At 65.3% G+C, this 26,694-nt stretch carries 23 protein-coding genes and 3 pseudogenes; 19 read left to right on the top strand and 7 right to left on the bottom strand.

Annotated elements, in window-relative coordinates; translation table 11 throughout:
• Positions 1-13: 13 nt before the first annotated feature.
• Together hypB and G6N08_RS19865 are read right to left on the bottom strand one after the other, a co-directional pair.
• On the bottom strand, positions 14-817 hold the full coding sequence (gene hypB / locus G6N08_RS19870) for a hydrogenase nickel incorporation protein HypB (RefSeq protein ID WP_163760414.1): 804 nt from the start codon (positions 815-817) through the stop codon (positions 14-16).
• 12 nt (positions 818-829) lie between these two features.
• Positions 830-1,165, bottom strand: a complete 336-nt coding sequence (locus G6N08_RS19865; protein WP_163760411.1) for a hydrogenase maturation nickel metallochaperone HypA — start codon at positions 1,163-1,165, stop codon at positions 830-832.
• A 534-nt stretch (positions 1,166-1,699) separates the two neighbouring features.
• Here G6N08_RS19865 and G6N08_RS19860 point away from each other — a divergent pair.
• On the top strand, positions 1,700-2,221 hold the full coding sequence (locus G6N08_RS19860; RefSeq protein ID WP_163760409.1) for a 2-isopropylmalate synthase: 522 nt from the start codon (positions 1,700-1,702) through the stop codon (positions 2,219-2,221).
• Between the two features lie 28 nt (positions 2,222-2,249).
• Here G6N08_RS19860 and G6N08_RS19855 read toward each other — a convergent pair whose 3' ends face one another.
• Positions 2,250-3,728, bottom strand: a complete 1,479-nt coding sequence (locus G6N08_RS19855) for a cytochrome P450 (RefSeq protein ID WP_163760407.1) — start codon at positions 3,726-3,728, stop codon at positions 2,250-2,252.
• 126 nt (positions 3,729-3,854) lie between these two features.
• On the opposite strand from G6N08_RS19855, the gene G6N08_RS19850 reads away from it, so the two are divergent.
• Positions 3,855-4,523, top strand: coding sequence for a TetR/AcrR family transcriptional regulator (locus tag G6N08_RS19850; protein ID WP_246216880.1), 669 nt, complete (start codon positions 3,855-3,857; stop codon positions 4,521-4,523).
• 45 nt (positions 4,524-4,568) lie between these two features.
• Positions 4,569-5,453 (top strand): SDR family oxidoreductase, encoded by an 885-nt coding sequence (locus tag G6N08_RS19845; RefSeq protein ID WP_163760403.1) that lies wholly within the window; start codon positions 4,569-4,571, stop codon positions 5,451-5,453.
• A gap of 50 nt (positions 5,454-5,503) precedes the next feature.
• Here the strand turns inward: G6N08_RS19845 and G6N08_RS19840 are convergent.
• A pseudogene (locus tag G6N08_RS19840) lies at positions 5,504-5,642 on the bottom strand (TetR/AcrR family transcriptional regulator); the annotation flags it as partial.
• A gap of 155 nt (positions 5,643-5,797) precedes the next feature.
• Between G6N08_RS19840 and G6N08_RS19835 the strand changes: the two are divergent.
• From G6N08_RS19835 to G6N08_RS19800, 8 genes and pseudogenes are all read left to right on the top strand, one after another.
• Positions 5,798-6,354, top strand: a pseudogene (locus tag G6N08_RS19835) (NAD(P)H-dependent oxidoreductase).
• Between the two features lie 431 nt (positions 6,355-6,785).
• Positions 6,786-7,025: a redoxin NrdH gene (locus G6N08_RS19830; RefSeq protein WP_163760402.1), complete on the top strand. Its 240-nt coding sequence runs from the start codon at positions 6,786-6,788 to the stop codon at positions 7,023-7,025.
• Positions 7,026-7,049: 24 nt separating this feature from the next.
• Positions 7,050-7,499, top strand: coding sequence for a class Ib ribonucleoside-diphosphate reductase assembly flavoprotein NrdI (gene nrdI, locus G6N08_RS19825; RefSeq protein ID WP_371869052.1), 450 nt, complete (start codon positions 7,050-7,052; stop codon positions 7,497-7,499).
• Positions 7,466-9,637: a class 1b ribonucleoside-diphosphate reductase subunit alpha gene (gene nrdE, locus G6N08_RS19820; RefSeq protein WP_163760400.1), complete on the top strand. Its 2,172-nt coding sequence runs from the start codon at positions 7,466-7,468 to the stop codon at positions 9,635-9,637. Before nrdI ends, nrdE begins: the two co-directional genes overlap by 34 nt.
• Before the next feature lie 200 nt (positions 9,638-9,837).
• Entirely contained in the window at positions 9,838-10,602 is a 765-nt protein-coding gene (locus G6N08_RS19815) for a TetR/AcrR family transcriptional regulator (RefSeq protein WP_174813313.1), read from the top strand.
• Between the two features lie 224 nt (positions 10,603-10,826).
• A complete protein-coding gene (locus tag G6N08_RS19810; RefSeq protein ID WP_163760394.1) occupies positions 10,827-12,377 on the top strand; it encodes a flavin-containing monooxygenase in 1,551 nt (516 codons plus the stop codon).
• A 154-nt stretch (positions 12,378-12,531) separates the two neighbouring features.
• Complete coding sequence (gene nrdF, locus G6N08_RS19805; RefSeq protein ID WP_163760391.1) at positions 12,532-13,506, top strand: class 1b ribonucleoside-diphosphate reductase subunit beta; 975 nt, start codon at positions 12,532-12,534, stop codon at positions 13,504-13,506.
• A gap of 112 nt (positions 13,507-13,618) precedes the next feature.
• Positions 13,619-13,978 (top strand): DUF3349 domain-containing protein, encoded by a 360-nt coding sequence (locus G6N08_RS19800; protein ID WP_163760387.1) that lies wholly within the window; start codon positions 13,619-13,621, stop codon positions 13,976-13,978.
• A gap of 25 nt (positions 13,979-14,003) precedes the next feature.
• On the opposite strand, the gene G6N08_RS19795 is transcribed toward G6N08_RS19800, so the two are convergent.
• Positions 14,004-15,053 (bottom strand): NAD(P)-dependent alcohol dehydrogenase, encoded by a 1,050-nt coding sequence (locus G6N08_RS19795; protein WP_163760385.1) that lies wholly within the window; start codon positions 15,051-15,053, stop codon positions 14,004-14,006.
• A 134-nt stretch (positions 15,054-15,187) separates the two neighbouring features.
• Entirely contained in the window at positions 15,188-16,294 is a 1,107-nt protein-coding gene (locus G6N08_RS19790) for an iron-siderophore ABC transporter substrate-binding protein (protein ID WP_371869051.1), read from the bottom strand.
• Positions 16,295-16,467: 173 nt separating this feature from the next.
• Between G6N08_RS19790 and ctaD the strand changes: the two genes are divergently transcribed.
• From ctaD to G6N08_RS19750, 8 genes and pseudogenes are all read left to right on the top strand, one after another.
• Positions 16,468-18,192: an aa3-type cytochrome oxidase subunit I gene (gene ctaD / locus G6N08_RS19785; protein WP_163760380.1), complete on the top strand. Its 1,725-nt coding sequence runs from the start codon at positions 16,468-16,470 to the stop codon at positions 18,190-18,192.
• 37 nt (positions 18,193-18,229) lie between these two features.
• On the top strand, positions 18,230-19,465 hold the full coding sequence (gene serB / locus G6N08_RS19780) for a phosphoserine phosphatase SerB (RefSeq protein ID WP_163760377.1): 1,236 nt from the start codon (positions 18,230-18,232) through the stop codon (positions 19,463-19,465).
• A 58-nt stretch (positions 19,466-19,523) separates the two neighbouring features.
• Complete coding sequence (locus G6N08_RS19775) at positions 19,524-20,417, top strand: ABC transporter ATP-binding protein (RefSeq protein ID WP_371869072.1); 894 nt, start codon at positions 19,524-19,526, stop codon at positions 20,415-20,417.
• The gene (locus G6N08_RS19770; protein ID WP_163760372.1) at positions 20,414-21,229 is read left to right on the top strand and encodes an NUDIX hydrolase; all 816 of its coding nucleotides are present in this window, start codon (positions 20,414-20,416) and stop codon (positions 21,227-21,229) included. Before G6N08_RS19775 ends, G6N08_RS19770 begins: the two co-directional genes overlap by 4 nt.
• Before the next feature lie 15 nt (positions 21,230-21,244).
• Positions 21,245-21,961: pseudogene (locus G6N08_RS19765) on the top strand (enoyl-CoA hydratase); the annotation flags it as partial.
• 346 nt (positions 21,962-22,307) lie between these two features.
• Positions 22,308-23,276: a class I SAM-dependent methyltransferase gene (locus tag G6N08_RS19760; protein ID WP_163760366.1), complete on the top strand. Its 969-nt coding sequence runs from the start codon at positions 22,308-22,310 to the stop codon at positions 23,274-23,276.
• 8 nt (positions 23,277-23,284) lie between these two features.
• Positions 23,285-24,460, top strand: a complete 1,176-nt coding sequence (locus tag G6N08_RS19755; RefSeq protein WP_218033416.1) for a THUMP-like domain-containing protein — start codon at positions 23,285-23,287, stop codon at positions 24,458-24,460.
• A 77-nt stretch (positions 24,461-24,537) separates the two neighbouring features.
• Complete coding sequence (locus tag G6N08_RS19750; RefSeq protein ID WP_163760363.1) at positions 24,538-25,230, top strand: esterase; 693 nt, start codon at positions 24,538-24,540, stop codon at positions 25,228-25,230.
• A 13-nt stretch (positions 25,231-25,243) separates the two neighbouring features.
• On the opposite strand, the gene G6N08_RS19745 is transcribed toward G6N08_RS19750, so the two are convergent.
• Entirely contained in the window at positions 25,244-26,512 is a 1,269-nt protein-coding gene (locus tag G6N08_RS19745) for an outer membrane protein assembly factor BamB family protein (RefSeq protein ID WP_371869071.1), read from the bottom strand.
• Between the last annotated feature and the right edge of the window lie 182 nt (positions 26,513-26,694).

Genomic DNA, 26,694 nt, shown 5'->3' with positions numbered 1-26,694 from the left:
GCAGGTGAACTGGTCAGCCGACAGCGTTTGCCGCGAACTGCCGTAGCCAGCCGAACCAGGCGGACATGCCGTCGCCGGTACGGGCACTGACCGGCAGGATTGTTGCTTTCGGGTTGACGTGGCGGATGTGGGAGATATAGGCGTCGACGTCGACGTCCAGATAGGGAACCAGGTCAATCTTGTTGAGCAGCACCAAATCCACGGCGCGAAACATCACCGGATACTTCAGTGGTTTGTCGTCTCCTTCCGTTACCGAGTACACCATGGCCTTGGCGTGTTCCCCGACGTCGAACTCGGCGGGACACACCAGGTTTCCGACGTTTTCGATGATGACAAGATCCAGGCTGGACAGATCCAAGCCGTGCAGCGCGCGATGCACCATCGGCGCGTCGAGATGACATTCGCCGCCAAAGCCGTTGCTGGTGTTCAGCAGCGCTATCTGAGCGCCCCGGCCGCCGAGTTTGGCCGCGTCGAGGTCGGTGGCGATGTCGCCCTCGATCACCCCCACCGCGATCTCGCCGGCGAGTTCGTCGAGAGTAGCCGCGAGCACAGTCGTCTTGCCGGAACCGGGGGAGCTCATCAGGTTCAGCGCGCGAACCCCGTTGCTCTCGAACGCTTTCCGATTGAACTTCGCCCGCAGATCGTTCTCGGTGAAGATTGACTGCAGCACCTCGATGCGCTGAGGGCCCGTGTCATAACCACTGTGATCGCCGTGGTCGCCGATTTCTAATGCCTCGTCGGGGTGCTCATGGGTATGGTCGTGGTCGTGGTCGTGGATGTGTACCGTGCCGTCGTCGTGTCGATGAAATTTGCCCATTGCCAATGCCTTTCAGGAAACATCCAACGACATCACCTGGAACTCGTCACCGTGCAGCACCTCGACGTCGGCGCTCTGGCAGGACGGGCACAGCAGCGACCACCGGGAGGTGATCGTCGACTGCCGGCCGCAGCCGCGGCACTTCACCTCGGCGCTGACCAATTCCAGTTCCAGTTCAGCGTCGGGCATGTCCTCATAGTCGCGCACCAGCGTCCAGCAAAACGACAACGAGTCGGGAACCACCTGGCGAAGAGCGCCGATCCGAACACGCACCACCTGCACATGCCGGCCGTTGGCGTAGGGCTTGACCACAGCGGCGATGGCCTGGCACAAAGACAGCTCGTGCACGGCTGATCACCGTGGTGGGGAAGGATCGGCAGGGGTGGTCTTTGGTAACCGTTTAGCCACGGGCATCGCCGGGCACGACGTGGCGCGTCGAGTCCGCACACCCACCGTGTCGGGTGGTCTGCGACAGACCCGCACCGCGCCTGCCGATGGCTCGGGCGAGACCAGCGCATGCACCGCCCGCAGGAGTCCGCGGCCGGAACCAGACCCGGCGGCGTTGACGCCCAGAGCAGCCACGTGCACCGTTGTACACCCAATTGCGCGCCGGTGTGGCCGAGCGGTCAGTTTCGCCGGGCTGCGATCCTGGTGCGGGCCGGGGTCACGCGCAGGTGAAACTCGCCAGCACACCCCGATCGGGAGAAGACGCTGGTTGCGTCGGGGCGGGGGAAGCGTCTAATCTCGGCGTTCGTGCACTGTCTTGTCGATCGGGCAGTAGTAGCCAGTACCCGCAGCGGGGTCTGATTCGGACCGACCCCCCGCTGTGGGTCAGAAGCTGCTGCCCGTCGGTCGCCCCTGCTGACCAGAGAAGACCGGCACATGACAGTTTCCTCGCTGAAACCAGCCCCCAACCCCACTGCATCGCGGCGGTGGTGCGCCAACGCATGGTTCACCGACCGGTTCGGCGCGCCGTTACCGCGCGGTCTGCGTGAGCAGGCCGGCGCGATGCCGTGGGAGACGTTCGTGGCGACATACGGCCGGACCGGCGGCCCCGTGCGGCTGCGGTATTGGTCCTGCGCCGACGCCGAGCGACCCGCTAGTCGTCTGGGTCCGCAACCGCGCAGTTTCCGCGCGGTGATCGCGATCGGCGAGCACTCCAACACGGCGACAGTCGCCGCGAGTGGCCCGGTGGCGGCCCTCACCGCGATGCTGCACCAGCGCGGTATTGCGGTGGAGATGCTCAAGTTCCACCAGATGCGGTCGGCCGACTGTACTGCGACTTTCATCTGCGGCACCGACGGGTCGCGGGTGGAGTGGGCAATGGGCTGGTCGACGGAGACGACTCAGTCGGCGCTGGGTGCGGTGATCGCCTGCGCCAACCGGCTGTTGACGGCGACGTAGCCTGCGGCGCGTCTGCGTGCGCCGCGAATTACAGTGGGCGCAACACGATGGGCATGCCGTCGATCGGAACGGGCATGCCGCCATAGTCCCAGCGCGGCCGGTAGCCGGGCCGGGGCAGCTCCAGCCGGTACCGGCGCAGCAGCCGGTGCATCACGGTCTTGATTTCCAGCTGGCCGAACACCATCCCGATGCACTTGTGCGCGCCGCCGCCGAACGGGGCGAACGCGTAGCGGTGTTTCTTGTGTTCGGCTCGCGGCTCGGCGAAGCGTTCCGGGTCGAACTTGTCCGGCTCGGTCCACAGCTCGGGCAGCCGGTGGTTCATGCCCGGCCAGATCGTCACATTGGTGCCCGCCGGCACGTAGTAGCCCAGCAGGTCGGTGTCGCGCACGGTCTGGCGCATATTGAACGGCAGCGGGGTCACCATCCGCAGCGACTCGTTCATCACCAGGTCGAGCGTTTCCAGCTTCTCCAGCGCCTCGATGTCCAGCGGGCCGTCGCCGAGCCGGTCCGATTCGTCGCGGGCACGCTCCTGCCATTCCGGGTGGGCGGCCAGGTGGTAGGCCATGGTGGTGGTCGTCGACGTCGAGGTGTCGTGGGCGGCCATCATCAAAAAGATCATGTGGTTGACGATGTCCTCGTCGGAGAAGCTGTTCCCGTCCTCGTCCTCGGTGTGGCAGAGCACCGTCAGCATGTCGGCGCCCTGGGCGTGGCGGCGTTCCTTGACGCGTTCGGTGAAATACTCTTCGAGTACCCGGCGCGCCCGCAGCCCCCGCCACCACTTAAACGGCGGCACGGGGTAGCGGATGATCGCCCCGCCTGAGCGGGTTGTCGTCGTGAATGCCTTGTTGACCGTGGCCACCAACGCCTTGTCGGCACCCACCTCATGCCCCATGAACACCAGTGACGCGATGTCGAGGGTGAGCTCCTTCATCGCCGGGTAGAACAGGAACCGTGCGTCGTTGGTGACCCAGTCGTTGGCCACCACGTGGGAGGCGACCCGGTCGATGTGTTCGACGTATCCGGCCAGCCGGGTGCGGGTGAAGGCCTCCTGCATGATGCGCCGGTGGTAAAGGTGCTCGTCGAAGTCCAGCAGCATCAGGCCGCGGTTGAAGAACGGGCCGATCACCGGGTGCCAGCCCTTCTGCGAGAAGTCCTTGTTCTTGTTGGTGAACACGGCCTGTGTGGCGTCGGGTCCCAAGGCGGTAATGGACGGCATGATCGGCGAGTCGACGAAAATCACCGGACCGCGGGTCCGGTACAGAAACAGCGGATAGTCGGGGCCCTCGCGGAACAGCTCGATGATGTGACCGAGGATGGGCAGCCCCGAATCGCCCACCACAGGTTTCAGGCCGCTGCCCGCCGGTGGTTCGGCCAGCACCTTCGTCTTCCACTCATGGGCGAGCAGCCGTTTCTCGATCGCTCCCATCCCCGGAATGTTGTTGAGCGTCGGCGTGAACCGGCGCTTGGCCTGGTCGAGTAGATAGCGCGGGGTGCTGATCGTAGCCATCGACGCTCCTCATCACGGATACCGGAAACCGCTGTGGCAGCCGTCACTGACGACCATCCTCCGAGTAGACTTGACGGCTGTCAAGTTTCCTTTTCTGATGGTGTGGTGCAAGGTCGGGGAGTGACTATCGAGCAGGACGCGCGCGGGCCCGCCGCGGAGCATCGCGCGGCGTCAGTCCCGACCCGGCGCGGTGACCGGCAACGGCAGGCGATCCTGCAGGCGGTGCGCGAGCTACTGGAGGAAAAACCGTTCTCGCAACTCTCGGTCAGCACGATCAGCGACCGCGCCGGTGTCGCGCGCTCGGGTTTTTACTTCTACTTCGACTCCAAATACGCGGTACTCGCGCAGATTCTGGCCGAAGCGACCCACGAACTCGAGGAACTGACACAATATTTCGCGCCTCGCGGCCCCGACGAGTCACCCGCGGCCTTCGCCAAAAGGATGGTGGGAAGCGCGGCTGCCGTCTACGCGCGCAACGACCCGGTGATGTCGGCGTGCCATGCCGCGCGCCATACCGACGCCGAGATCCGCGAGATTCTCGACCACCAGGTCGACCGGGTGATCGACCGGATTATCGGCCTCGTCGAGGAGGAGATCGCCGCCGGCACCGCACATCCGATCAGCGACGATATCCCGGCCCTGGTGCGCACGCTGGCGGCCACCACCGCGTTGATGTTGTCCGGGGACAGCTCATTTGTAGGCCCCGACGGCGATGTGCAGCGGGGGATACGGGTGCTTGAACAGTTGTGGCTCACCGCGCTGTGGGGGGGCACGGGCGGCAATCCCGCAAACTAGCCGCCCACATCTGCGCGCCGCGGTCGCCTCGGTATCGTCACCGCCATGCACTCGACGCGTGGCCGAAATCCCGCCGGGTACTTTGCCGGGAAGCGTTGTTTGCTCACCGGCGCCGCCAGCGGCATCGGCCGCGCCACCGCCTTGCGACTCGCCGCCGCCGGCGCCGAACTGTACCTCACCGACCGCAACGCCGACGGTCTGGCGCAGACCGTGGCCGACGCAGATGCGCTGGGCGCCCGGGTGGCCGAGTATCGGGCGCTCGATATCGCCGACTATCGCGAGGTCGCGGTGTTCGGTGCGGATATTCACACCCGGCATCCGGCCATGGACATCGTGATGAACATCGCCGGTGTTTCGGCCTGGGGCACCGTCGACCAGCTCACCCACGAGCAATGGACCACGATGGTCGCGATCAACCTGATGGGCCCGATCCACGTCATCGAGACGTTTCTTCCGCCGATGATGGCCGCAGGCCGGGGCGGGCATCTGGTCAACGTGTCCTCAGCGGCCGGGTTGATCGCCCTGCCCTGGCATGCCGCCTACAGCGCCAGCAAGTTCGGGTTGCGCGGGCTTTCCGAGGTGCTGCGCTTCGACTTGGCCCGGCATCGCATCGGGGTGTCGGTCGTGGTGCCGGGCGCGGTGAACACGCCGCTGGTCAACACCGTCGAGATCGCCGGCGTCGACCGCGAGGACCCTCGGGTGCGTCGCTGGGTGGACCGCTTCAGCGGCCACGCCGTCTCGCCGGAGAGAGCAGCCGACAAGATTCTGGCCGGGGTGAGGAAAAACCGTTTCCTGATCTACACGTCGGCGGATATCCGCGCGCTGTACACCTTCAAACGGGTGGCGTGGTGGCCTTACAGCCTGGTGATGCGCCAGGTGAACGTGTTCTTCACGCACGCGCTGCGGCCCGGTACGGCGCCGCCCCGCTAGAGCAGTCCACTCCCGGCGACCAGCTCGATAGGGCAGGACCGCACGGAAGGTCATGTGCCGCACAGCTTGCGCGCCAGGCTCTCCCAGGCGTCGCCGAGGGTCTGTAGCGTGCGGTTGCGCTCGGAGCTGATGGTCGACATGGTCGGCGTCGAGCAGCGCGAGCGATGTGTCGGCCTGCACATCGGGGTCGCGCCCGGGCCCACGGCGGCGGGCGCAATCTGAAGGCCCGCGCACGGTTGCGCTCTTGCTCCTTGAGCGATGCCACCATGGCACCGGCCCGGCTCGGACCCTAATCCGGTTCGGGCTGTGCGAGGATGGCGACCGGTCGGCGAAGGGATCCGAGGATGTCCGGCATCACCATTGTGGCGCTCGTGGGGAGCTTGCGTGCGGCCTCGTTGAACCGCGAGATCGCCGAGCTGGCGGCGGACACCGCACCCGATGGCGTCACCGTCACCGTGTTTGAGGGGCTGGGCGAACTGCCGTTGTACAACGAGGACATCGACAATGGCACGGACGTGCCCCGCCGGTGACCGCCCTGCGCGACACGGCGGCCGGCGCCGATGCCGCGCTGGTGGTGACGCCGGAGTACAACGGCAGCATCCCGGGTGTGCTCAAGAATGCGATCGACTGGCTGTCTCGACCGTTCGGCAACAGCGCGCTGAAGGACAAGCCGCTGGCGGTCATCGGCGGATCGATGGGCCGGTACGGCGGGGTGTGGGCGCACGAGGAAACCCGCAAGTCGTTCGGCATCGCCGGGCCCAGAGTGATCGAGTCGATCACGTTGTCGATACCGCTGGCGTCGCTGGACGGTAAGCATCCGCGAGACGATGCCGGGCTGGTGGCCCGTGTGCGCGAAGTGGTTCGCAAGCTTGCCGCCGAGGTGGGTACCACCCCGAGCTGAGGGCTTTGCTGTCGGGCCGTCGGGGCGGACGTCGCGGCGGGGTGGCACGGGTGGCCGGTGTCGAACCCGGCCGACCGCGGACCTACCGGGCGGCGTTGTCCAATTGTGATCTACGACACGCCGATGCGCGGGCGCGCAGTAGCTTACGACCAGGGAATTTCATGAATGTTGTTCCGAATATCTTGTACCTCTTCTTATTGTCACCCACTAGGTGTAGTGTTTTGAACGCCGGTAGGCGCCAGGTACGCCGAGCTGAGTCCGGCTCGGCGAGATTCCCGGAGTCCGGGATCACCATGTCCGTGGACATGGCAGCGGACGACGGGGATCCGGCGTCTTGGCGGCCGGCCGGCCGACAGTACAGCAGCAATACCCGACTAGTTGCCAGCCCGTGCCCAGTTCTCCACGTAGTGTGCAGAGGAGTTGTCGAGCCGATGAGCGTCACCGTCTACACCAAGCCCGCCTGCGTGCAATGCAACGCGACGTACAAGGCACTGGACAAACAGGGCATCGCCTACGAGACGGTCGATATCACGCTCGATCCCGAGGCGCGTGACTATGTCATGGCACTGGGCTATCTCCAGGCCCCTGTCGTGGTCGCGGGAAATGAGCACTGGTCAGGCTTTCGGCCCGACCGCATCAAGGCGCTCGCGGGCGCCGCGCTGAGCGCATAGGCGGCCCGGAACAGGAGGTGCATCGTGCAGTCGCGCAGCCTGGTGTATTTCTCCAGCGTGTCGGAGAACACCCACCGCTTCGTGCAGAAGCTGGGCATCCCCGCCACGCGGATACCGCTGCACGGCCGCATCGAGGTCGACCAGCCCTATGTGCTGGTATTGCCGACCTACGGCGGTGGGCGCGCCAGCCCGGACCTCAATGCCGGGGGTTACGTGCCCAAGCAGGTGATCGCCTTTTTGAACAACGAACGTAACCGAGCGCTGTTGCGGGGCGTGATCGCGGCAGGCAACACCAACTTCGGTGCGGAGTACTGCTACGCCGGCGAGGTGATCTCCCGCAAATGCGGCGTTCCATATCTTTACCGCTTCGAACTGATGGGAACCGACGAGGACGTGCAAGCCGTCCGCGCCGGTCTGGCTGACTTCTGGAAGGATGAAACGTGCCACCGACTGCCACAGCTGCAGAGCCGGTAACGTCCACCGGACGTGCTTCGGCGCATGAGGAGACCGACTACCACGCGCTGAATGCCATGCTGAATTTGTACGGCCCGGACGGCAAAATTCAGTTCGACAAGGACATCCAGGCGGCACACCAATTTTTCCGCCAGCATGTCAACCAGAACACGGTGTTCTTCCACGACCTGGATGAGAAGCTCGATTACCTTGTCCAGCAGAACTACTACGAGCCTGAGGTGCTCGAGAAGTACTCGCGCGCCTTCGTCAAGTCCCTGTTCGACCGCGCCTACGCCAAGAAGTTCCGGTTCCCGACGTTTTTGGGCGCTTTCAAGTACTACACGTCCTACACCCTGAAAACGTTCGACGGGAAACGCTATCTGGAGCGGTTCGAGGACCGGGTGTGCATGGTCGCGCTCACTTTGGCCGACGGTGACACCGAGCTGGCCGAGAAACTCGTCGACGAGATCATCGACGGGCGCTTCCAGCCGGCGACCCCGACGTTTCTCAACTCCGGCAAGAAACAGCGCGGTGAACCGGTGAGCTGCTTTCTGTTGCGCATCGAGGACAACATGGAGTCAATCGGCCGGGCCATCAACTCCGCGCTGCAGCTCTCCAAGCGTGGCGGGGGAGTTGCCCTGCTGCTGAGCAACATTCGTGAACACGGTGCGCCGATCAAAAACATCGAAAACCAGAGTTCGGGCGTCATCCCCATCATGAAACTGCTCGAGGACTCGTTCTCTTACGCCAACCAGCTCGGGGCTCGTCAAGGCGCCGGTGCGGTGTACCTGCACGCGCATCACCCCGACATCTACCGGTTCCTGGATACCAAACGGGAGAACGCCGACGAGAAGATCCGGATCAAGACGTTGAGCCTGGGCGTGGTCATCCCCGACATCACCTTCGAACTGGCTAAGCGCAACGATGACATGTATTTGTTCTCGCCGTACGACGTCGAACGGGTCTACGGGGTGCCGTTCGCTGATATCTCAGTGACCGAAAAGTACTACGAGATGCTGGACAATCCGCGCATCCGCAAGAGCAAGATCAAGGCCCGCGAGTTCTTCCAGACGCTCGCCGAGCTGCAGTTCGAGTCCGGCTACCCCTACATCATGTTCGAGGACACGGTAAATCGCGCCAACCCGATCGCAGGTAAGATCACCCACTCCAACCTGTGCTCGGAGATCCTGCAGGTGTCAACCCCGTCGCAGTTCAACGCCGATCTGTCGTATGCGAAAGTGGGCAAAGATATTTCGTGCAACCTGGGATCGCTGAACATTGCCAAGACGATGGATTCACCCGATTTCGCACAGACCATCGAGGTGGCGGTCCGCGCGTTGACGGCTGTATCGGACCAAACCCACATCTGGTCGGTACCCTCGATCGAGAAGGGTAACAGCGAGGCCCATGCGATCGGGTTGGGGCAGATGAACCTGCATGGTTATCTGGCCCGGGAGCGCATCTTCTACGGCTCCGAAGAGGCGATCGACTTCACCAATATCTATTTCTACACGGTGTGCTACTACGCGCTGCGCGCGTCGAACAAAATCGCCATCGAACGCGGCACGCATTTCACGGGTTTCGAGCGGTCCAAGTACGCGACAGGGGAGTTTTTCGACAAATACACCGATCAGGTGTGGGAACCCAAAACACCCAAGGTGCGAAAGCTGTTCGCCGATGCCGGCATCCACGTCCCGACCCAGGACGATTGGCGTGAGCTGAAGGCGTCGGTGCAAAAGCATGGTATCTACAACCAGAATCTGCAGGCGGTGCCGCCGACCGGGTCGATCTCCTACATTAACCACTCCACCAGCTCGATCCACCCGATCGTGTCGAAGATCGAGATCCGTAAAGAAGGCAAAATCGGCCGGGTCTACTATCCGGCACCGTATATGACCAACGACAACCTGGAGTACTTCCAGGACGCCTACGAGATCGGCTACGAGAAGATCATCGACACCTATGCCGCGGCCACCCAGCACGTCGACCAGGGGCTTTCACTGACGTTGTTCTTCAAGGACACCGCGACCACGCGCGACGTGAACAAGGCGCAGATCTACGCCTGGCGCAAGGGGATCAAAACGCTGTACTACATCCGGCTGCGGCAGATGGCGCTGGAAGGCACCGAGGTCGAAGGCTGCGTGTCCTGCGCGCTGTAAGCGATGCGCGAACCATCGGCCACCCAGATCGGCCCACTGTGAATCTGGCGACGGCTTTGCGGCGTGTCGCGTCGCGGGATTCACGCCGGGCGAAAGCGCCGACGTCGCCTGGACCGTGCGGACCACCGCGGCATACGACGGTCGGGCACCGGAATCTGGCACGCCGGGTCTGGCCTGGTCAGTGGCCCTGACGCGGTAAGGTGCTTGACGTGCGCAAAGTTGCCAGACCCAGGCCGGCCAGAGCCAGGCCCGGCGCGGACCCCGGGCGAAAGGTCGATGCGCGCAGCGAACGCTGGCGCGAGCACCGTAAGAAAGTACGCGGCGAGATCGTCCAGGCCGCCTTCCGGGCTATCGACCGGCTGGGCCCCGCGCTGAGTGTCCGAGAGATCGCCGAAGAGGCTGGCACCGCCAAACCCAAGATCTACCGCCACTTCAACGACAAATCCGATCTGTTCCAGGCGATCGGTGAGCGCCTCCGTGACATGCTGTGGGCGGCGATCTTCCCCTCAGTTGACTTCGCCACCAATTCGGTTCGCGAGATCATTCGGCGCAGTGTCGAAGAGTATGTCAGCCTGGTCGACCAGCATCCCAATGTGCTGCGGTTCTTCATCCAGGGCCGTTTTCCGGAGCAGTCCGAGGCGACGGTGCGGACCTTGAACGAGGGGCGCGAGATCACACTGGCGATGGCGGAAATGTTCAACAACGAGCTGCGGGAGATGGAGCTGGATCGCGCCGCGATCGAACTTGCCGCGTTCGCCGCTTTCGGTTCGGCGGCGTCGGCCACGGACTGGTGGCTCGGGCCTAAACCTGACAGCCCGCGTCGGATGCCCCGCGACCAGTTCATCGCGCATCTGACGACCATCATGATGGGCGTCATCGACGGCACCGCCGACGTGCTGGGTATTCAGTACGATCCTGACCTTCCCCTGCACAGCGCTGTGCCGCGCAAGACTGCGGCGGGCTAGCCGCCGGCCAGTCCACCGGCGGTCCCTGAGCGGCGCCGGCCGTATCGCGCCCAGGCACGGCCCCGGTGCGCACCGCCTCCAGGCGCCGCCCACGCACCGCAAGTCGACGGTTCTGCTGACAGCCGCGCTACACCGACCAGCGACATTGACAGTCCCCGCAGGAGCCGACAGACTGGACGTGCCGAAGTACCCGGTACCGGCGTTCCCAGGAAGGACCCATTGCGATGACCGTAGCCGAGCTGGCCGCTGACCGAGCGACCCGACGGGCACCTGTGCACACCCGCGCGCTCATCATCGGCACCGGGTTCTCCGGGCTGGGTATGGCGATTGCGCTGCAGCGCCAGGGAGTGGACTTCCTCATCCTGGAGAAGGCTGATGAGGTCGGTGGCACGTGGCGTGACAACAGCTACCCGGGTTGCGCATGCGACATCCCGTCGCACCTCTATTCGTTCTCGTTCGAACCCAAGCCGGACTGGAAACACCTGTTTTCGTATCAGGACGAGATCTGGGACTACCTCAAGGGGGTCACCGACAAATACGGGCTGCGCCGATACATCGTGTTCAACTCCCTCGTCGACCGCGGGCATTGGGACGATGAGGAGTACCGCTGGCACGTGTTCACCGTCGACGGCCGGGAATACGTTGCCCAGTTCCTCATCTCGGGGGCCGGCGCGCTGCATATCCCGTCCATACCTGACATCGAAGGCCGTGACGAGTTCCGCGGCGCCGCTTTTCATTCCGCGCAATGGGATCACAGCGTCGATCTGACCGGTAAACGAGTCGCGGTGATCGGCACCGGTGCCAGTGCCATTCAGATCGTGCCCGAGATCATCGACCGGGTCGGCCAACTGCAGCTTTACCAGCGCACACCGGCGTGGGTGGTGCCGCGGACTAACGAGGAACTGCCGGAAAGGCTGCGCCGCGCCCTGACGAACATCCCCGGTCTGGCGCTGGCGTTGCGGACGGCCATCTACTGGGGCCAGGAGGCGTTGGCTTACGGCATGACCAAACGGCCCGCGACGCTCAAAATCATCGAAGCCCTGGCCAAATGGAATATCCGCCGATCGGTGAAAGACCCCGAGCTGCGCCGCAAGCTCACTCCCCGCTACCGGATCGGGTGCAAGCGCATCCTGAACTCGTCGACCTACTATCGGGCTGTCGCGGATCCCAAGACCGAGCTGATCACCGACCGCATCACCCGGATCACACCCGACGGCATCGTGACGGCCGACGGTACCGAGCGTCGCGTGGATGTGATCGTGTTCGCCACCGGCTTCCACGTCACCGACTCCTTCACCTATGTACAGATCAAGGGGATGCACGGTGAAGACCTGGTTGACCGCTGGAATCGGGAGGGACTGGCCGCTCATCGCGGGATCACCGTCGCTGACGTACCCAACCTCTTCTTCCTGCTCGGGCCCAACACCGGACTCGGACACAACTCGGTGGTCTTCATGATCGAATCCCAGATCCGTTATGTCGCCGAGGCCATCGCGGTGTGCGACCGGCTCGGCGCGCAGGCGCTGGCGCCGACCCGTGAAGCCCAAGACCGATTCAATGCCGAGCTCCAACACAAACTGGCCCGCTCGGTATGGAACACCGGCGGCTGCCGCAGCTGGTATCTGGACGAGCACGGCAACAACCGGGTGCTCTGGGGTGGCTACACCTGGCAATACTGGGCGGGCACCCGTTCGCTGAAACTCGGCGAGTACCAGTTCTTCGGGGTGGGCACCGGTGCGGCAGCCGACCGTGCCGCACTTGCCGTCGCTGAGTAACCGGCGACGAGCGGTGTTAGCGCGCAGCGTCATCGGCAAGCCGAGGACACGCGTGCGACACTAGGTGTTGTGTTGCGCCGGCTTGTCGGCCCCCAGGGGTAGTGTGTGAACTCTGAGCGTGGCCAAATGAACCGTCCAATGAAGTGGGGTTCGCGTGACTGAAAACGCAAAACTGATCGACCGGGTTTCGGCGATCAACTGGAACCGGCTGCAGGACGAGAAAGACGCCGAAGTCTGGGACCGGCTGACCGGGAACTTCTGGCTGCCGGAGAAGGTTCCGGTGTCTAATGACATCCCGTCGTGGGGCACACTGACCGCCAGCGAACAGCAGTTGACCATGCGGGTGTTCACCGGGCTGACGCTGCTGGACACCATCCAGGGCACGGTCGGGGCCGTCAGTTTGATCCCCGACGCGCTGACCCCGCATGAGGAAGCGGTGTACACCAACATCGCATTCATGGAGTCGGTGCATGCGCGCAGTTACAGCAACATTTTCTCCACGCTGTGCTCGAGCGCCGAGATCGATGACGCCTTCCGCTGGTCGGAGGAGAACCCCAACTTGCAGCGTAAAGCGGCGATCGTCATGCAGTACTACCGCGGCGACGAACCGCTCAAGCGCAAAGTGGCCTCCACCCTGCTGGAGAGCTTCCTGTTTTACTCCGGGTTCTACCTGCCGATGTACTGGTCGAGCCGCGCCAAACTGACCAACACCGCCGATATGATTCGGCTAATCATCCGCGATGAGGCTGTGCACGGCTACTACATCGGTTACAAATACCAGCGCGGTCTGGCACTGGTCGATGAGGCGAAACGGCAAGAGCTCAAGGACTACACCTACGAGCTGCTCTTCGAGCTCTACGACAACGAGGTGGAGTACACCCAGGATCTTTACGACGAAGTCGGGCTGACCGAAGACGTCAAGAAGTTCTTGCGCTACAACGCCAATAAGGCGTTGATGAATCTGGGCTACGAGGCCCTGTTTCCCCGGGACGAGACCGACGTCAACCCGGCGATCCTGTCGGCGCTCTCGCCTAACGCCGACGAAAACCACGATTTCTTCTCCGGATCGGGTTCGTCGTATGTGATCGGCAAAGCCGTCGTCACCGAAGACGAGGACTGGGACTTCTAAACAGGCTGCTCGGCGCGCTCACTGTGGCACAGCCGTGAACGGATTATGAATCGCATGAAATGTGCGGCGCCACAGTGGCGCCGACGCCGCTGCTAACACCAGACTAGACGTTGTGGCCACCACGTCGTTTCTGCGTTCGGTATTGCGGTGGCTGCAAGCCGGCTATCCCGACGGTGTCCCGGGACCGGATCGGGTGCCCTTGCTGGCGTTGTTACGCAGCACACCGCTGACCGAGGAGCAGATCAAAGAGGTGGTGCGCAACATCACCGCCGGGGGGTCTGCGGCGCTGGCAGACGGTCAGATAGACCGTGACGAAATCGCCGCCTTCATCTCGGACATGACCCATTACGACGCCGGCCCGGAGAACATCAATCGGGTGGCGGCCACACTCGCTGCTGCGGGCTGGCCGTTGGCGGGCGTCGACCCGAGCCGCACCGAATGCGGTGACGGCGCGGGTGTCACGCCCGGCTGAGCCACGCGGCTGGTCCGATCCCGTCTCAGGCGGCCCGCAGGCTTGAGGTGTCGATGACGAAACGGTAGCGCACATCGCTGGCCAGTACCCGCTCGTAGGCCTCGTTGATGTAATCGGGCTCTATGAGCTCGATTTCGGGAGTTACGCCGTGCTGGGCGCAGAAGTCCAGCATTTCCTGGGTCTCAGCGATACCGCCGATATTCGACCCGGCCAGACTGCGCCGCATTAGCGCCAGCGCAAACGCGGGCACCGGCATGGGGTGTTCGGGGATGCCCAGTTCAACCAGCGTGCCGTCGACGTCAAGCAGCTTCAGGTAGTCGCCGAGATCCAGGTTCGCCGACACCGTGTTGAGGATCAGGTCGAAACTGTTGCGAAGCTTTTTGAAGGTATCGGGATCACTGGTGGCGTAGTAGTGGCTGGCGCCCAGACGCAGACCGTCCTCCATCTTCTTCAGAGACTGGCTCAGCACCGTCACATCGGCACCCATAGCCTTGCCCAGTTTGACGCCCATGTGCCCGAGCCCGCCGAGGCCGATGATCGCAATCCGCTTGCCGGGCCCGGCATCCCAGTGCCGCAGCGGTGAGTACAGCGTGATGCCCGCACACATCAACGGCGCCGCGGCGTCGAGCGGCAGGGCGTCAGGAATCCGCAGCACATAGTTTTCGTCGACGACGATCGCGCCGCTGTAGCCGCCGTAGGTGGGCCGGCCGTCCTTATCGATCCCGTTGTAGGTCGTTATCATGCCGGGCTTGCAGTACTGCTCCAGCCCGGCAAGGCAGCTGCTGCACTCGCGGCAGGAGTCGACGAAACAGCCCACTCCGACACGGTCGCCCACCTGGTGCCTGGTGACTTCAGAGCCCACGGCGGTCACCACACCGGCGATCTCATGCCCCGGGACTACCGGGTAATTCGGTTGGCCCCACTCGGCTTTGACGGTGTGGATGTCCGAGTGGCAGATGCCGGCGAACTTGATTTCGATTTCCACATCATGTGGGCCGGGGTCACGACGGGTGATCGTGGTTTTCGTCAGCGGTTCAGTTGCCGACGTTGCGGCATATGCGGAAACAGTTTTCATGACAGTCTTCTTCGAGTTTCGTGTTCGGTAAGTGCCTTCCCCAAAAAGCCTAGCTCGGCGAGCACGTGGCCGCTTCTCGAGGAGGAGCCGGGAGCGACGTGACACGCCGGGCTCAGAGCAATGCGCAGTGACGCTCAGTTGATCGGGGCGTTGATCCAGCGCAGGTCGTCGACAATGCCGCGGGCCGCGATCAGGCCCTGCCCGGTCTGCCACACCTCGTTGTTGACGATGAACACCCGGTTGTCGCGATTGGCGGACAGCTTGCGCCACGGGTCGCTGTCTAGCACGAGGGGGGCGCGTTCTTTGGCCGCGGGGGAGGCGAACGACATGTAGACGATGTCGGCGTCAGCCGCGGAAAAATTCGCCGGACCTGCCAAATCGCTGTTGGTAGCGCCGATTTCGATATAAGGCTTATCGGTGAACCGTTGTGCAGGCGGGCGGTCGACGCCGACGGCCTTCAGCACAGTGGCCGGAAAGTTGTTAGCCCCGTACACCCGAAGGGTGTCCGTGGTGAGTTGCACGATTGAGGCTTGGTAGTGAGCTGCGTCATGTGCAGCGCCGACTTGACCGGCGTGCTGCGCGAAGTCGTGCAGCAGCGCGTCGGCGGCGCCGCTCCGTGCTGTCGCCGCGCCGACACCGCGGAAGTTGTCTTCCCAGCCCGCGCCGGGAGCCCCGGTGAACACGGTCGGCGCGATCGCCGCCAGCGCCGGGTACAACTCGGGCGTCAACGCCACCGAACCCAAGATGAGATCGGGGCGGGCCGCCGCGATCCCGGTCAGGTCAGGGGCGCTGCGGCTGCCGACCCCGGGCAGCCGATGCACGACACTGCCCAGATAGGCGGGCTGGCTCGCGGAGCCGTCCGGCAATGCCGCGGCGACGATACGGGACTGTAGGCCCAGCGCGCATAAGGCGTCGAGCTGATCGCCGGAGAGCACCACGATGCGCTGGGGATCAGCCCGCACCTCAGTGACCTCAGGCTGCACACCCGGAGCATTGCGGGCCGGGCGCGTCGGCGGACCCGGATCGGCTGCGGCCGGCTGGGGGGCACACGATTCGTCAGGCTTGCGCTGGTTGCCCAACACCCCGGCCCCCGCGATCTGGGTGGTGCTGGTGATGACGGGCCGGGTGCTTGCCGGTGGCGGGACACCGCCGGGGGGCGCGGGCCGGCAACCGGCGCACAGGAACACGCTGATAGCCGCCGCGGCCGCGGCCAGCGCAGGTCGCATACCGCCGATCAGCACGGCTCCGACGGTAACACCGGCACGCCGAACCTGAGGGCCAGCGGTTTGGGGGCCGTTCACGACGCGATTACGACGGTTTGTAGGACTGCGGCCGCGGCCGGGATAATCGACGGTTAGGATTCCAGTGAAGGTCGCATCAACGCCTTGCCCGGGATTGAGGTTTGGAGGAGCTCTTGACCGCTGAAGCGCCCCCGCTGGGAGAACTCGAGGCCAGCCGTCCGTTCCCGCCGCGGACCGGCCCCAAAGGTAACCTGCTCTACCGGCTGATCGCGACCACCGATCACAAGATGATCGGGATCATGTACTGCGTCGCCTGTTTTGTCTTCTTTTTCATCGGCGGTCTGCTGGCGCTGTTGATGCGCACCGAGCTGGCGACGCCGGGTCTGCAGTTTTTGTCCAATGAGCAGTACAACCAGCTGTTCACCATGCACGGCACCATCATGCTGCTCTTTTACGCGACGCCGATCGTGTTCGGCTTCGCCAACCTGGTGCTGCCGCTGCAGATCGGTGCCCCGGATGTGGCGTTTCCCCGGCTGAACGCCCTGTCCTTCTGGCTGTTTGTGTTCGGCGCCACCATCGGGATGGCCGGGTTCATCACCCCCGGGGGGGCGGCCGATTTCGGCTGGACCGCCTACACCCCGCTGTCCGACGCCGTCCACAACCCGGGTGCTGGCGCCGACCTGTGGGTCATGGGTCTGATCGTGGCCGGTTTGGGCACCATCCTGGGCGCGGTCAACATGATCACCACCGTGGTGTGCATGCGCGCACCCGGGATGACGATGTTTCGGATGCCGATCTTCACCTGGAACATCCTGGTGACCTCGATCATCGTGCTCATCGCTTTTCCGCTGCTGACCGCGGCGCTGTTCGGGCTGGCGGCCGACCGGCACCTGGGTGCTCACATCTACGATGCCGCCAACGGCGGGGCGATCCTCTGGCAGCACCTGTTCTGGTTTTTCGGCCACCCCGAGGTCTACATCGTGGCGCTGCCATTCTTCGGCATCGTCACCGAGATCTTCCCGGTATTTAGCCGCAAACCCGTCTTCGGCTACACCACCCTGGTCTATGCGACGCTGTCGATTGCTGCCTTGTCGGTCGCGGTGTGGGCGCATCACATGTTCGCCACGGGCGCGGTGCTGCTGCCGTTCTTTTCATTCATGACCTATCTGATCGCCGTGCCGACCGGGATCAAGTTCTTCAACTGGATCGGCACCATGTGGAAGGGCCAGCTGACCTTCGAAACACCGATGCTGTTTGCCATCGGGTTTGCGGTCACCTTCTTGTTGGGTGGTCTGACCGGGGTGCTGTTGGCCAGCCCGCCGCTGGACTTTCACGTCACCGACAGCTATTTCGTGGTCGCGCATTTCCACTACGTGCTGTTCGGCACCATCGTGTTCTCCACCTTCGCCGGGGTGTATTTCTGGTTTCCGAAGATGACCGGACGGCTGCTGGACGAGCGGCTGGGCAAACTGCATTTCTGGTTGACGCTGATCGGGTTTAACACCACGTTTTTGGTGCAGCACTGGCTCGGTGACATGGGTATGCCGCGCCGCTACGCCGACTATCTGCCCAGCGACGGCTTCCAGCCGCTTAACGTGGTCTCCACGATCGGGGCGTTCATCCTGGGGGTGTCGATGCTGCCGTTCGTGTGGAACGTGTTCAAGAGCTGGCGCTACGGCGAACCGGTCACCGTCGACGACCCGTGGGGCTACGGCAACTCCCTGGAGTGGGCGACCACCTGCCCACCCCCGCGGCACAACTTCTACGAACTGCCCAGAATCCGCTCCGAGCGCCCGGCGTTCGAGCTGCATTACCCCCACATGGTGGACCGACTGCGCGCCGAAGCCCACGTCGGCCGCAACCACACCGAGCAGCTCGCCGAGGTGCCATCGAGCTGATGGGGAAACGCGCCCCTGTCGGCACCGGCGGCTGAGAGTGAGTACCTCCCCTAGGGTTTCAGCGTTGATCACCGTTACCGGTGTGGACAAACCCGGTGTGACGGCGGCGCTGTTCGAGGTGCTCTCCGGGCACAAGGTCGAGTTGCTCAACGTCGAACAGGTCGTGATCCGGGGCCGGCTCACACTGGGGGTGCTGGTATCGGCAGCGCTGGATGCCGAGGAGGGCAGGGCGCTGCGCGACGAAGTGGAAACCGTCATCCACCAGATGGGTTTGGACGTCACCATCGAGCGCAGCGACGACCTGCCCGTCATCCGGGAACCGTCGACGCACACCATCGTCGTGCTCGGTCGCCCGATCACCGCTGACGCCTTCGGTGCGGTCGCTCGCGAGGTGGCCGCGCTCGGTGTCAACATCGACCTCATCCGCGGCGTCTCCGACTATCCGGTGACCGGGCTCGAGTTGCGGGTGTCGGTTCCGCCGGGCACCGGCAGCCAGCTACAGGCCGCCCTGACCCGGGTGGCCGCCGACGAACGCATCGATGTGGCGCTGGAGGACTACAGCCTGGAGCGGCGCGCCAAACGGTTGATCGTCTTCGACGTTGATTCCACCCTGATTCAAGGCGAGGTCATCGAAATGCTGGCCGCCCGGGCCGGTGTGCAGGACGCTGTCGCCGCGATCACCGAAAAGGCGATGCGCGGCGAGCTGGATTTCGCTGCGTCACTGCAGCAGCGGGTGGCGGCATTAGCGGGCCTGCCCGCGCAGGTGCTTGACGAGGTCGCCGGCCAGCTGGAACTGACACCCGGCGCGCGCACCACACTGCGGACACTGCGGCGGCTGGGTTTTCACATCGGGGTGGTCTCCGGGGGCTTCCGCCAGATCATCGATCCGCTGGCCCGTGAACTGATGCTGGACTTCGTCGCCGCCAACGAGCTTGAGATCCGCCAGGGTAAGCTCACCGGCCGGGTTGTCGGCCCGATTATCGATCGTGCCGGAAAAGCCAAGGCCCTGCGCGACTTCGCGCACCAGGCCGGTGTGCCAATGGAACAGACCGTCGCGGTGGGCGACGGGGCCAATGACATCGACATGCTGGCTGCGGCCGGACTCGGGGTAGCGTTCAACGCCAAGCCCGCATTACGGCAGGTCGCTGACGCGTCGCTGAGCTACCCGTATCTGGACACGGTGTTGTTTTTGCTCGGCGTGACACGGGGAGAGATCGAGGCCGCCGACGCGGTCGACGGGGTTGTGCGGCGGGTCGATATCCCGCCCGAGTAAGTCGGGCAGGGGCCGGTCCCACGATCGGACCCACACGGGCGGTGTGTCTGCTGGTGCGCTGAGACGACCCGGCAACCGTGGCGGCGCTGCGGTACGGCACGATGGTCGGGTGTCCGAAACTGCAAGCGAGGCAGTCGACCCCGATCTGCTGATCGACTTCCGGAACGTCTCGTTACGCCGCGGCGGCCGGCTCTTGGTGGGGCCGGTGGACTGGACGGTCGAACTCGACGAACGATGGGTGATCGTCGGCCCCAACGGGGCCGGCAAGACCTCGCTGCTGCGTATCGCCGCGGCCGTCGAACACCCGTCGTCGGGGGTGGCCTACGTGCTTGGTGAGCGGTTGGGCCGGGTCGACATGACTGAACTGCGTTCCCGGGTGGGGCTGAGTTCGTCGGTGCTGGCGCAGCGAGTGCCCGGTCACGAAGTGGTCCGCGACCTGGTCATGTCGGCCAGCTACGCGGTGCTGGGCCGCTGGCGGGAACGCTACGACGATGTCGACTACACCCGCGCGATCGACATGCTGGAAAGCCTGGGCGCCGAGCACTTGGCCGAACGCACCTACGACACATTGTCGGAAGGCGAGCGTAAACGGGTGCTGATCGCACGCGCGTTGATGACCGACCCGGAGCTGCTGCTGCTCGACGAACCCGCAGCCGGCCTGGATCTGGGCGGGCGTGAGGAGTTGATGGCACGGCTGACCGACCTGGCCGCTGACCCCGACGCCCCGGCGCTGGTGCTGGTCACCCATCACGTCGAGGAAATTCCGCTCGGGTTTAGCCACGGGATGTTGCTGTCCGAGGGGCGGGTGGTGGCGGCGGGTTTGCTTCCTGAGGTACTGACTGCTGAAAACCTCTCGGCGGCGTTCGGGCAGGCTATTGCCGTGGACGTTATCGATGGGCGCTACTTCGCCCGGCGTACCCGCACCCGCGCGGCCCACCGGAGACGCTCATGACCTCGTCAACCGGCGAGCCGTTCGTGCCGCTGACGCCGCGGCCGGCTGCGACCGTCATGTTGGTCCGTGACACCGCCGAGGGTCTCGCGGTGTTTATGATGCGACGTCACTCCGCGATGGAATTCGCCGCCGGGGTGATGGTGTTTCCCGGCGGCGGCGTCGACGAGCGGGACCGCAATGCGGAGATCGCCTGGACCGGGCCCCCGCCACGCTGGTGGGCGGCGCGGTTTGGTATTCAGGCCGACTTGGCTGAGGCGCTGGTGTGCGCGGCGGCCCGGGAAACCTTCGAAGAAACCGGGGTGCTGTTCGCGGGGCCGGCGGCAAATCCCCACCGCATCGTCGGGGACGCGTCGGTGTACCGTTCGGCCCGCCGCGCGCTGGCGGAGCGGACGCTGTCATTCGCCGACTTTCTGCGCCGGGAAGAGCTGGTGTTGCGCGCTGATCTGCTGCGCCCATGGGCGAACTGGGTAACACCGGAAGCCGAACGCACCCGCCGCTATGACACGTATTTCTTCGTCGCAGCACTCCCGGAGGGGCAGCGCGCCGACGGGGAAAACACCGAATCCGACCGTGCCGGCTGGACCACACCGCAGGCCGCCATCGACGATTTCGCCTCCGGGCGCAGCTTCCTGCTGCCACCGACCTGGACCCAGCTGGACTCGCTGACCGGCCGCACCGTTGCCGACGTGTTGACGGTAGAACGCCAGATTGCCGCGGTGCAGCCCACGCTGTCGGGTCAGCGTGACAACTGGGAGATCGAATTCTTCGACTCCGAGCGCTACAACCAGCTGCGCCGCCAGCGCCGGTCATGAGGGAATTTGTCGGTCATGAGGGAATTTGTCAGCGTTCACCTGGGGGCCGACCACCCCGGAGTCGCGACGCTCATGTTCTCCCGTCCCCCCACTAACGCGCTGACTCGCCAGGTGTATCGGGAAATCGCGGGGGGTGCCCGCGAGCTGGGGTGCCGCGACGATGTCGCGGCGGTGATCCTGTTCGGGGGCCAGGACATCTTTTCCGCCGGCGATGAGATACCGACGTTGCGGGCGCTGACCGCTGCCCAGGCACAGACCTGGGCGCGGGTGCGTCACGGCGCCGTCGCGGCCGTCGCGGCCATCCCCAAGCCCACAGTGGCCGCGATCACGGGATATGCACTCGGCGTTGGCCTCACCCTCGCCCTGGCCGCCGACTGGCGGGTTAGCGGCGATAACGTCAAGTTCGGCGTGACCGAAATCTCGGCCGGCCTGATTCCTGACGGGGATCTAATCGCGCGGCTGACCCGGGTGGTGGGGGTCAGCAGGGCCAAAGACCTCGTGTACAGCGGGCGTTTCGTCGGCGCCGAAGAGGCGTTGTCGTTGCGCCTGGTCGACGAGCTGGCGGCACCCGACCACGTCTACGACGCCGCCGCGGCATGGGCCGGTCGTTTCGTGGGCAGCCCAGCGCAGGCCCTGGCCGCCGCCAAGGCCAGCATCGACGACGTCTTCGAGACGAGCACCTCCGAGCGGCTGGCCGCCGGGCGGCGCCGTTATCTCGAGGTGTTCACAGCCGCTGGCAGCGCCGATCGGCCGGTGCCCGGACCCCCGCCATGCGGATCTCATCATCACACGACCGCACAGGGCGCCGTAGCGCAACCAGGTCACCCTTCGCACCGGTCATCCGGTGACGATCGTGTGTGCGATTGCTAAACGGTGCTGACGACGTCGGCGCGGTGCCGGGCAGGGCCGGCCGGCCCGACTGACCGGTCTGTGGCCGATGACCGCGGTGAGTCGCCCGCGCTGAGCGCGGTGTGACCCGAGCCCCGCCGGGCGCAAGCGGCGGGTGTGCCGTGCCGTTGCTGGCTTCCCTCCCGGTGGCCGTCCCACCGCCATGGCCCGGCCGATAGGCTGAGCCACCATGACGAGTAGCGATCCGTCGCCCCAGCCGCACGCCACAGCCGAACAAGTGGAGGCTGCCCGGCATGACAGCAAGCTTGCGCAGGTGCTCTACCACGATTGGGAGGCCGAGAACTACGACGAGAAGTGGTCGATCTCCTACGATCAGCGCTGCGTCGAGTATGCACGCGGCCGGTTCGACGCCGTCGTCCCCGACCGCGAAATCCGTAACCTGCCTTATGAAAGGGCGCTTGAAATAGGTTGCGGCACAGGATTTTTCCTGCTCAACTTGATCCAGGCCGGTGTCGCGCGGCGGGGCTCGGTCACTGATCTGTCACCGGGCATGGTCAAAGTTGCCATCCGCAATGGGCAGTCGCTGGGCTTAGACATCGACGGGCGGGTTGCTGACGCCGAAGGCGTCCCCTACCACGACGACACCTTTGACCTGGTGGTCGGGCACGCTGTGTTGCACCACATTCCCGATGTCGAGCTGTCTTTGCGCGAGGCCATCCGGGTGCTGCGGCCCGGTGGCCGGTTCGTGTTCGCCGGTGAGCCGACCACCGTCGGCGACGGCTACGCTCGCGCGTTATCGACGCTGACCTGGCGGATCACCACCAACGTCACCAAGCTGCCCGGTCTGAGCAGTTGGCGGCGTCCGCAAGCCGAACTCGACGAATCCTCACGTGCCGCCGCGCTGGAAGCCCTGGTCGACCTGCACACCTTCACACCGCAGGATCTGGAGCGGATGGCCACCAACGCCGGCGCGGTGGAGGTCGCGACAATCACCGAAGAGTTCACCGCTGCGATGCTGGGCTGGCCGCTGCGCACCGTCGAAGCGGCGGTCCCGCCAGGGCGGCTGGGCTGGGGATGGGCGCGGTTCGCCTTCACCGGCTGGAAGACCCTGAGCTGGATGGACGCCAACGTGTGGCGCCATGTGGTGCCGAAAAGCTGGTTTTATAACGTCGTGCTGACCGGGATCAAGCCGTCCTGACACCCACCCTGGCCTTCACCACAGACGACGTCAGCTACCTCAGGTCCGAGCCGGGTGGGGCAGCCTTACACGTGGTGGCCGGGTTCGCGTTGACGGATGCCACCCGCGTCGCCGACACCGCAGCGATACGAGCACGGTTTGGTGACCGGACGCCTGTGCTGGTGGAGACGACCCTGCTGCGCCGGCGGGCGGCGGCCAAATTGGGCGGCTTGGGGGATGTGTCGAGCTGGCTGTTCACCGGTGAGGCGCTGCAGCAGGCCAGCGCGGCGCCGGTTGCCCTGCACCGGGCGCGGCGGCTGGCCGGTGCCGTGGTGCACGACGCGACCTGCTCTATCGGCACCGAGCTGGCGGCATTGCGGGATTCGGCTGCGCGCGTGGTGGGCAGCGATATCGACCCGGTGCGGCTGGCGATGGCACACCACAATCTTGGCGACACCGTCGATCTGTGCCGCGCGGATGCGCTGCATCCGGTGACCCGCAACACCACCGTTGTCGTCGACCCGGCCCGGCGCCGGTACGGGCGGCGGCGGTTCGCCCCCCGCGACTACCAGCCCGGGCTGGACCAGCTGCTGGAGGTGTACCGTGATCGAGATCTCGTCGTAAAGTGCGCGCCCGGAATCGATTTCGAGATGGTTCGTCGTCTCGGTTTCGACGGGGAGATCGAGGTGACCTCCTACCGCGGCTCAGTCCGCGAGGCGTGCCTGTGGTCGGGGGGATTGGCTGAGCCGGGGGTGCGGCGCCGCGCCAGCATTCTGGACCGCGGCGAACAGATCACCGACGCCGAACCCGATGACTGCCCGGTGCGGCCCGCCGGACGGTGGATCGTCGACCCGGATGGCGCGGTGGTCCGCGCGGGTCTGGTCCGCCACTACGCTGCACGGCACGGGCTGTGGCAGCTCGACCCCGACATCGCCTATCTGTCCGGCGACCGGCTGCCGCCCGACCTACGCGGCTTCGAGGTGCTTGAGCAGCACAGGTTTCAGGAGACCTGGCTTCGTCGGGCGCTGTCCGCTCTCGACTGCGGGTCGCTGGAAATCCTGGTGCGCGGTGTCGAGGTCAATCCCGACGCTCTGCGGTGGCGGCTCCGGTTGCGCGGCAGCCGATCCCTGGCCGCGGTCATCACCCGTCTTGGCTCGGGATCCGCCGGTACCGCGATGGTGTTCGTTTGCCGTCCCTCACGGTAGGACCTGGGTAGGTTGGCTGTTAGTTTCGTGGCATCCGCACGGTTCTGCGCCTGCGAGAACGTGATAAGGACGTGAACATGCGCAATCTGATGACCGCGGCGATACTGGCCGGCGCGGTCGTGGCGGGAGGGCCGGCCGGGTCAGCGCGGGCCGCGCCGTCGGCGTGCGCCAGCTTGGGCGGCACTCTCGGAACCGGCCAGATGTGTCAGGTGCACACGGTGACCCCCAGCTACACCTTGGATATGTCTTTCCCGGTCGACTACCCCGACCAGCAGGCGCTGCTTGACTATCTGACCCAAAACCGCGACGGGTTTATCAATGTCGCGCAGACACCCGGGGCGCGCGAAGTGCCCTACCAGATGGACGTTACCGCCGAGCAGTACCGCTCGGGCCAACCGCCGCACGGAACTCAGAGTGTGGTGCTCAAAGTCTTCGAAGACCTGGGCGGGCCCCGTCCGTCGACTTCGTTCAAGGCATTCAACTACGATCTCGACCCACCGCACCCCGTCACATTCGACACCTTGTTCGCCCCGGGCAGCAAACCACTGGACGCCATTTACCCGGTCGTGCAGCGCGAACTGGGGCGACAGACCGGGCTGGGCGGCGCGATATTGCCCGGTGCCGGCCTGGATCCCTCGCACTACCAGAACTTCGCCATCACCGACGACGACCTGATCTTCTACTTCGCCCCGGGTGAACTTCTGCCGCCGTTTGCCGGCGCCACCCAGGTGCGGGTGCCGCGCAGCGCCATCCCGCCGCTTGCGGTATAGCCGGGATGGGCGTCTACCGCGGCGTGAAACTGTACACCTGACCATCGCTGGTCGCGGTCACCACCCGGCGGTCACGCGCAACCGACACGCCGACCGGATAGCCGGTCGCCTCCGGCAGCGGATAGCTGCGAATAGTGCGGCCAGTGGCCGCATCGAAGATCAGCAACACTAACCCGGCCTGCGGTGTGCCGCTGACCACGGTGTAGCCCACGCCCGGACCGGCCAGGCTCGATGTCGACAGCGGACTCACGTCGTCACGGCGCCAGAGCTGCTCGGCGTGGTCACCGGCGTCCCGGAACGCGACCAGCCGCGTGCCGGGACCGCCGCCCGAAACGACCCGCCCGCCCGGCGCGACGGCGGGCGGTGTCTGCGCCAGAAACCCCAGCGGCACCGACCATTTCGGTTTCCCATCGGCGGCGGCCAGCGCCCACAGCCGGTTGTCGCGGCCGTTGACGTAGACGGTCGAACCATCGGCAGCGAACACCGGGCTGGCCAGCACGCCGGCAGCGACCGCGTCACTGGTCCACTCGCGCGTCAGCAGCGGCGTCTGCCCGGGGTGATACTTCAACCCGACGAGGACCGAAGCCTTGGCGCCGGGTTGCCAGACACTCACCACCAGCATCGCGCTGGCCGGCCCGAACGCGGGAGCGGCGGCGACCGGACAGCCCGGCCGGGCCGGCGCGCAATCGGCCAGGCCACGGGCGGAATCGGTGGGGTCGACACCGTCGACCAGGTCCAGGGCGCTGCCGACCACGGCGCCACGGTGCGCGTCGAAAACGAGCACCTGACCCAGATGGGTCACCACGAGCAGCTGGCCACTATCGAGAATCCTTGGGGTGGTGGGCATCCCGATCACCGGCCGCCGCCATCGTGTCCATTGTGTGGGCGGAAAAGAGATGATCGCCCCGGGCTCACCGACGTAGAGGTTGTCGAACCCGTCGAATAACGGGCCGGCGAAACCGCCGCCCTGCACCAGCCGCACGCACCAGCGCTGGCGGCCGTTGTCGTTGTTCTCCCATTCCATCAGCGAGCACCCGGCAGGTGTCTGCGCATTGAGCGCCATCCAGCCTCGCCCGCTGAGAGCCGGTCCCGCCGCGAGGCTGCCCTTCACCGAGCGGGTCCACTGCAAGGCCAAGCTGGTCGCCCCGGCTGTCGGGGTGTAGCTGCTGTTGGATGCGTCGCCGTATTGCGCCGGCCAGCCCTGCGCGGCCGTCGCCGTGACCCATGAGTCGGTAGTGCCGCACCCGCCGAGGGCGACCACGGCGACGGCCGCTGACGACACCCAGCGCCGCAGCACAGCCCGCGACGGTGCGCACCCGGCACCGGGCTCGTCACCAGACACGACGCCTCGGACACCGAACACCCGCACACGCGGCGGACCACTGCGGGGATGGCGCCAAAACACGGTGCTTTTGCAAACCCTTCCGGAACGCGGGGGAATCAGACGGCCATCGCGTCCAGGTG

Source organism: Mycobacterium botniense, from assembly GCF_010723305.1.
In the GTDB taxonomy this organism is placed as follows: Bacteria; Actinomycetota; Actinomycetes; order Mycobacteriales; family Mycobacteriaceae; genus Mycobacterium; species Mycobacterium botniense.
The sequence above is the reverse complement of the archived record's forward strand: the minus strand, read 5'-3'. Positions and strand labels throughout refer to the sequence as shown.

What these genes read in the sequence shown, in the direction of transcription:
- G6N08_RS19760 (WP_163760366.1), top strand. Translation starts at nt 22,308, where the DNA reads ATGACGAGTAGCGATCCGTCGCCCCAGCCGCACGCCACAGCCGAACAA.
- G6N08_RS19770 (WP_163760372.1), top strand. Translation starts at nt 20,414, where the DNA reads ATGACCTCGTCAACCGGCGAGCCGTTCGTGCCGCTGACGCCGCGGCCG.
- G6N08_RS19845 (WP_163760403.1), top strand. Translation starts at nt 4,569, where the DNA reads ATGCACTCGACGCGTGGCCGAAATCCCGCCGGGTACTTTGCCGGGAAG.
- G6N08_RS19795 (WP_163760385.1), bottom strand. Translation starts at nt 15,053, where the DNA reads ATGAAAACTGTTTCCGCATATGCCGCAACGTCGGCAACTGAACCGCTG.
- G6N08_RS19830 (WP_163760402.1), top strand. Translation starts at nt 6,786, where the DNA reads ATGAGCGTCACCGTCTACACCAAGCCCGCCTGCGTGCAATGCAACGCG.
- G6N08_RS19855 (WP_163760407.1), bottom strand. Translation starts at nt 3,728, where the DNA reads ATGGCTACGATCAGCACCCCGCGCTATCTACTCGACCAGGCCAAGCGC.
- G6N08_RS19810 (WP_163760394.1), top strand. Translation starts at nt 10,827, where the DNA reads ATGACCGTAGCCGAGCTGGCCGCTGACCGAGCGACCCGACGGGCACCT.
- hypB (WP_163760414.1), bottom strand. Translation starts at nt 817, where the DNA reads ATGGGCAAATTTCATCGACACGACGACGGCACGGTACACATCCACGAC.
- G6N08_RS19860 (WP_163760409.1), top strand. Translation starts at nt 1,700, where the DNA reads ATGACAGTTTCCTCGCTGAAACCAGCCCCCAACCCCACTGCATCGCGG.
- G6N08_RS19750 (WP_163760363.1), top strand. Translation starts at nt 24,538, where the DNA reads ATGCGCAATCTGATGACCGCGGCGATACTGGCCGGCGCGGTCGTGGCG.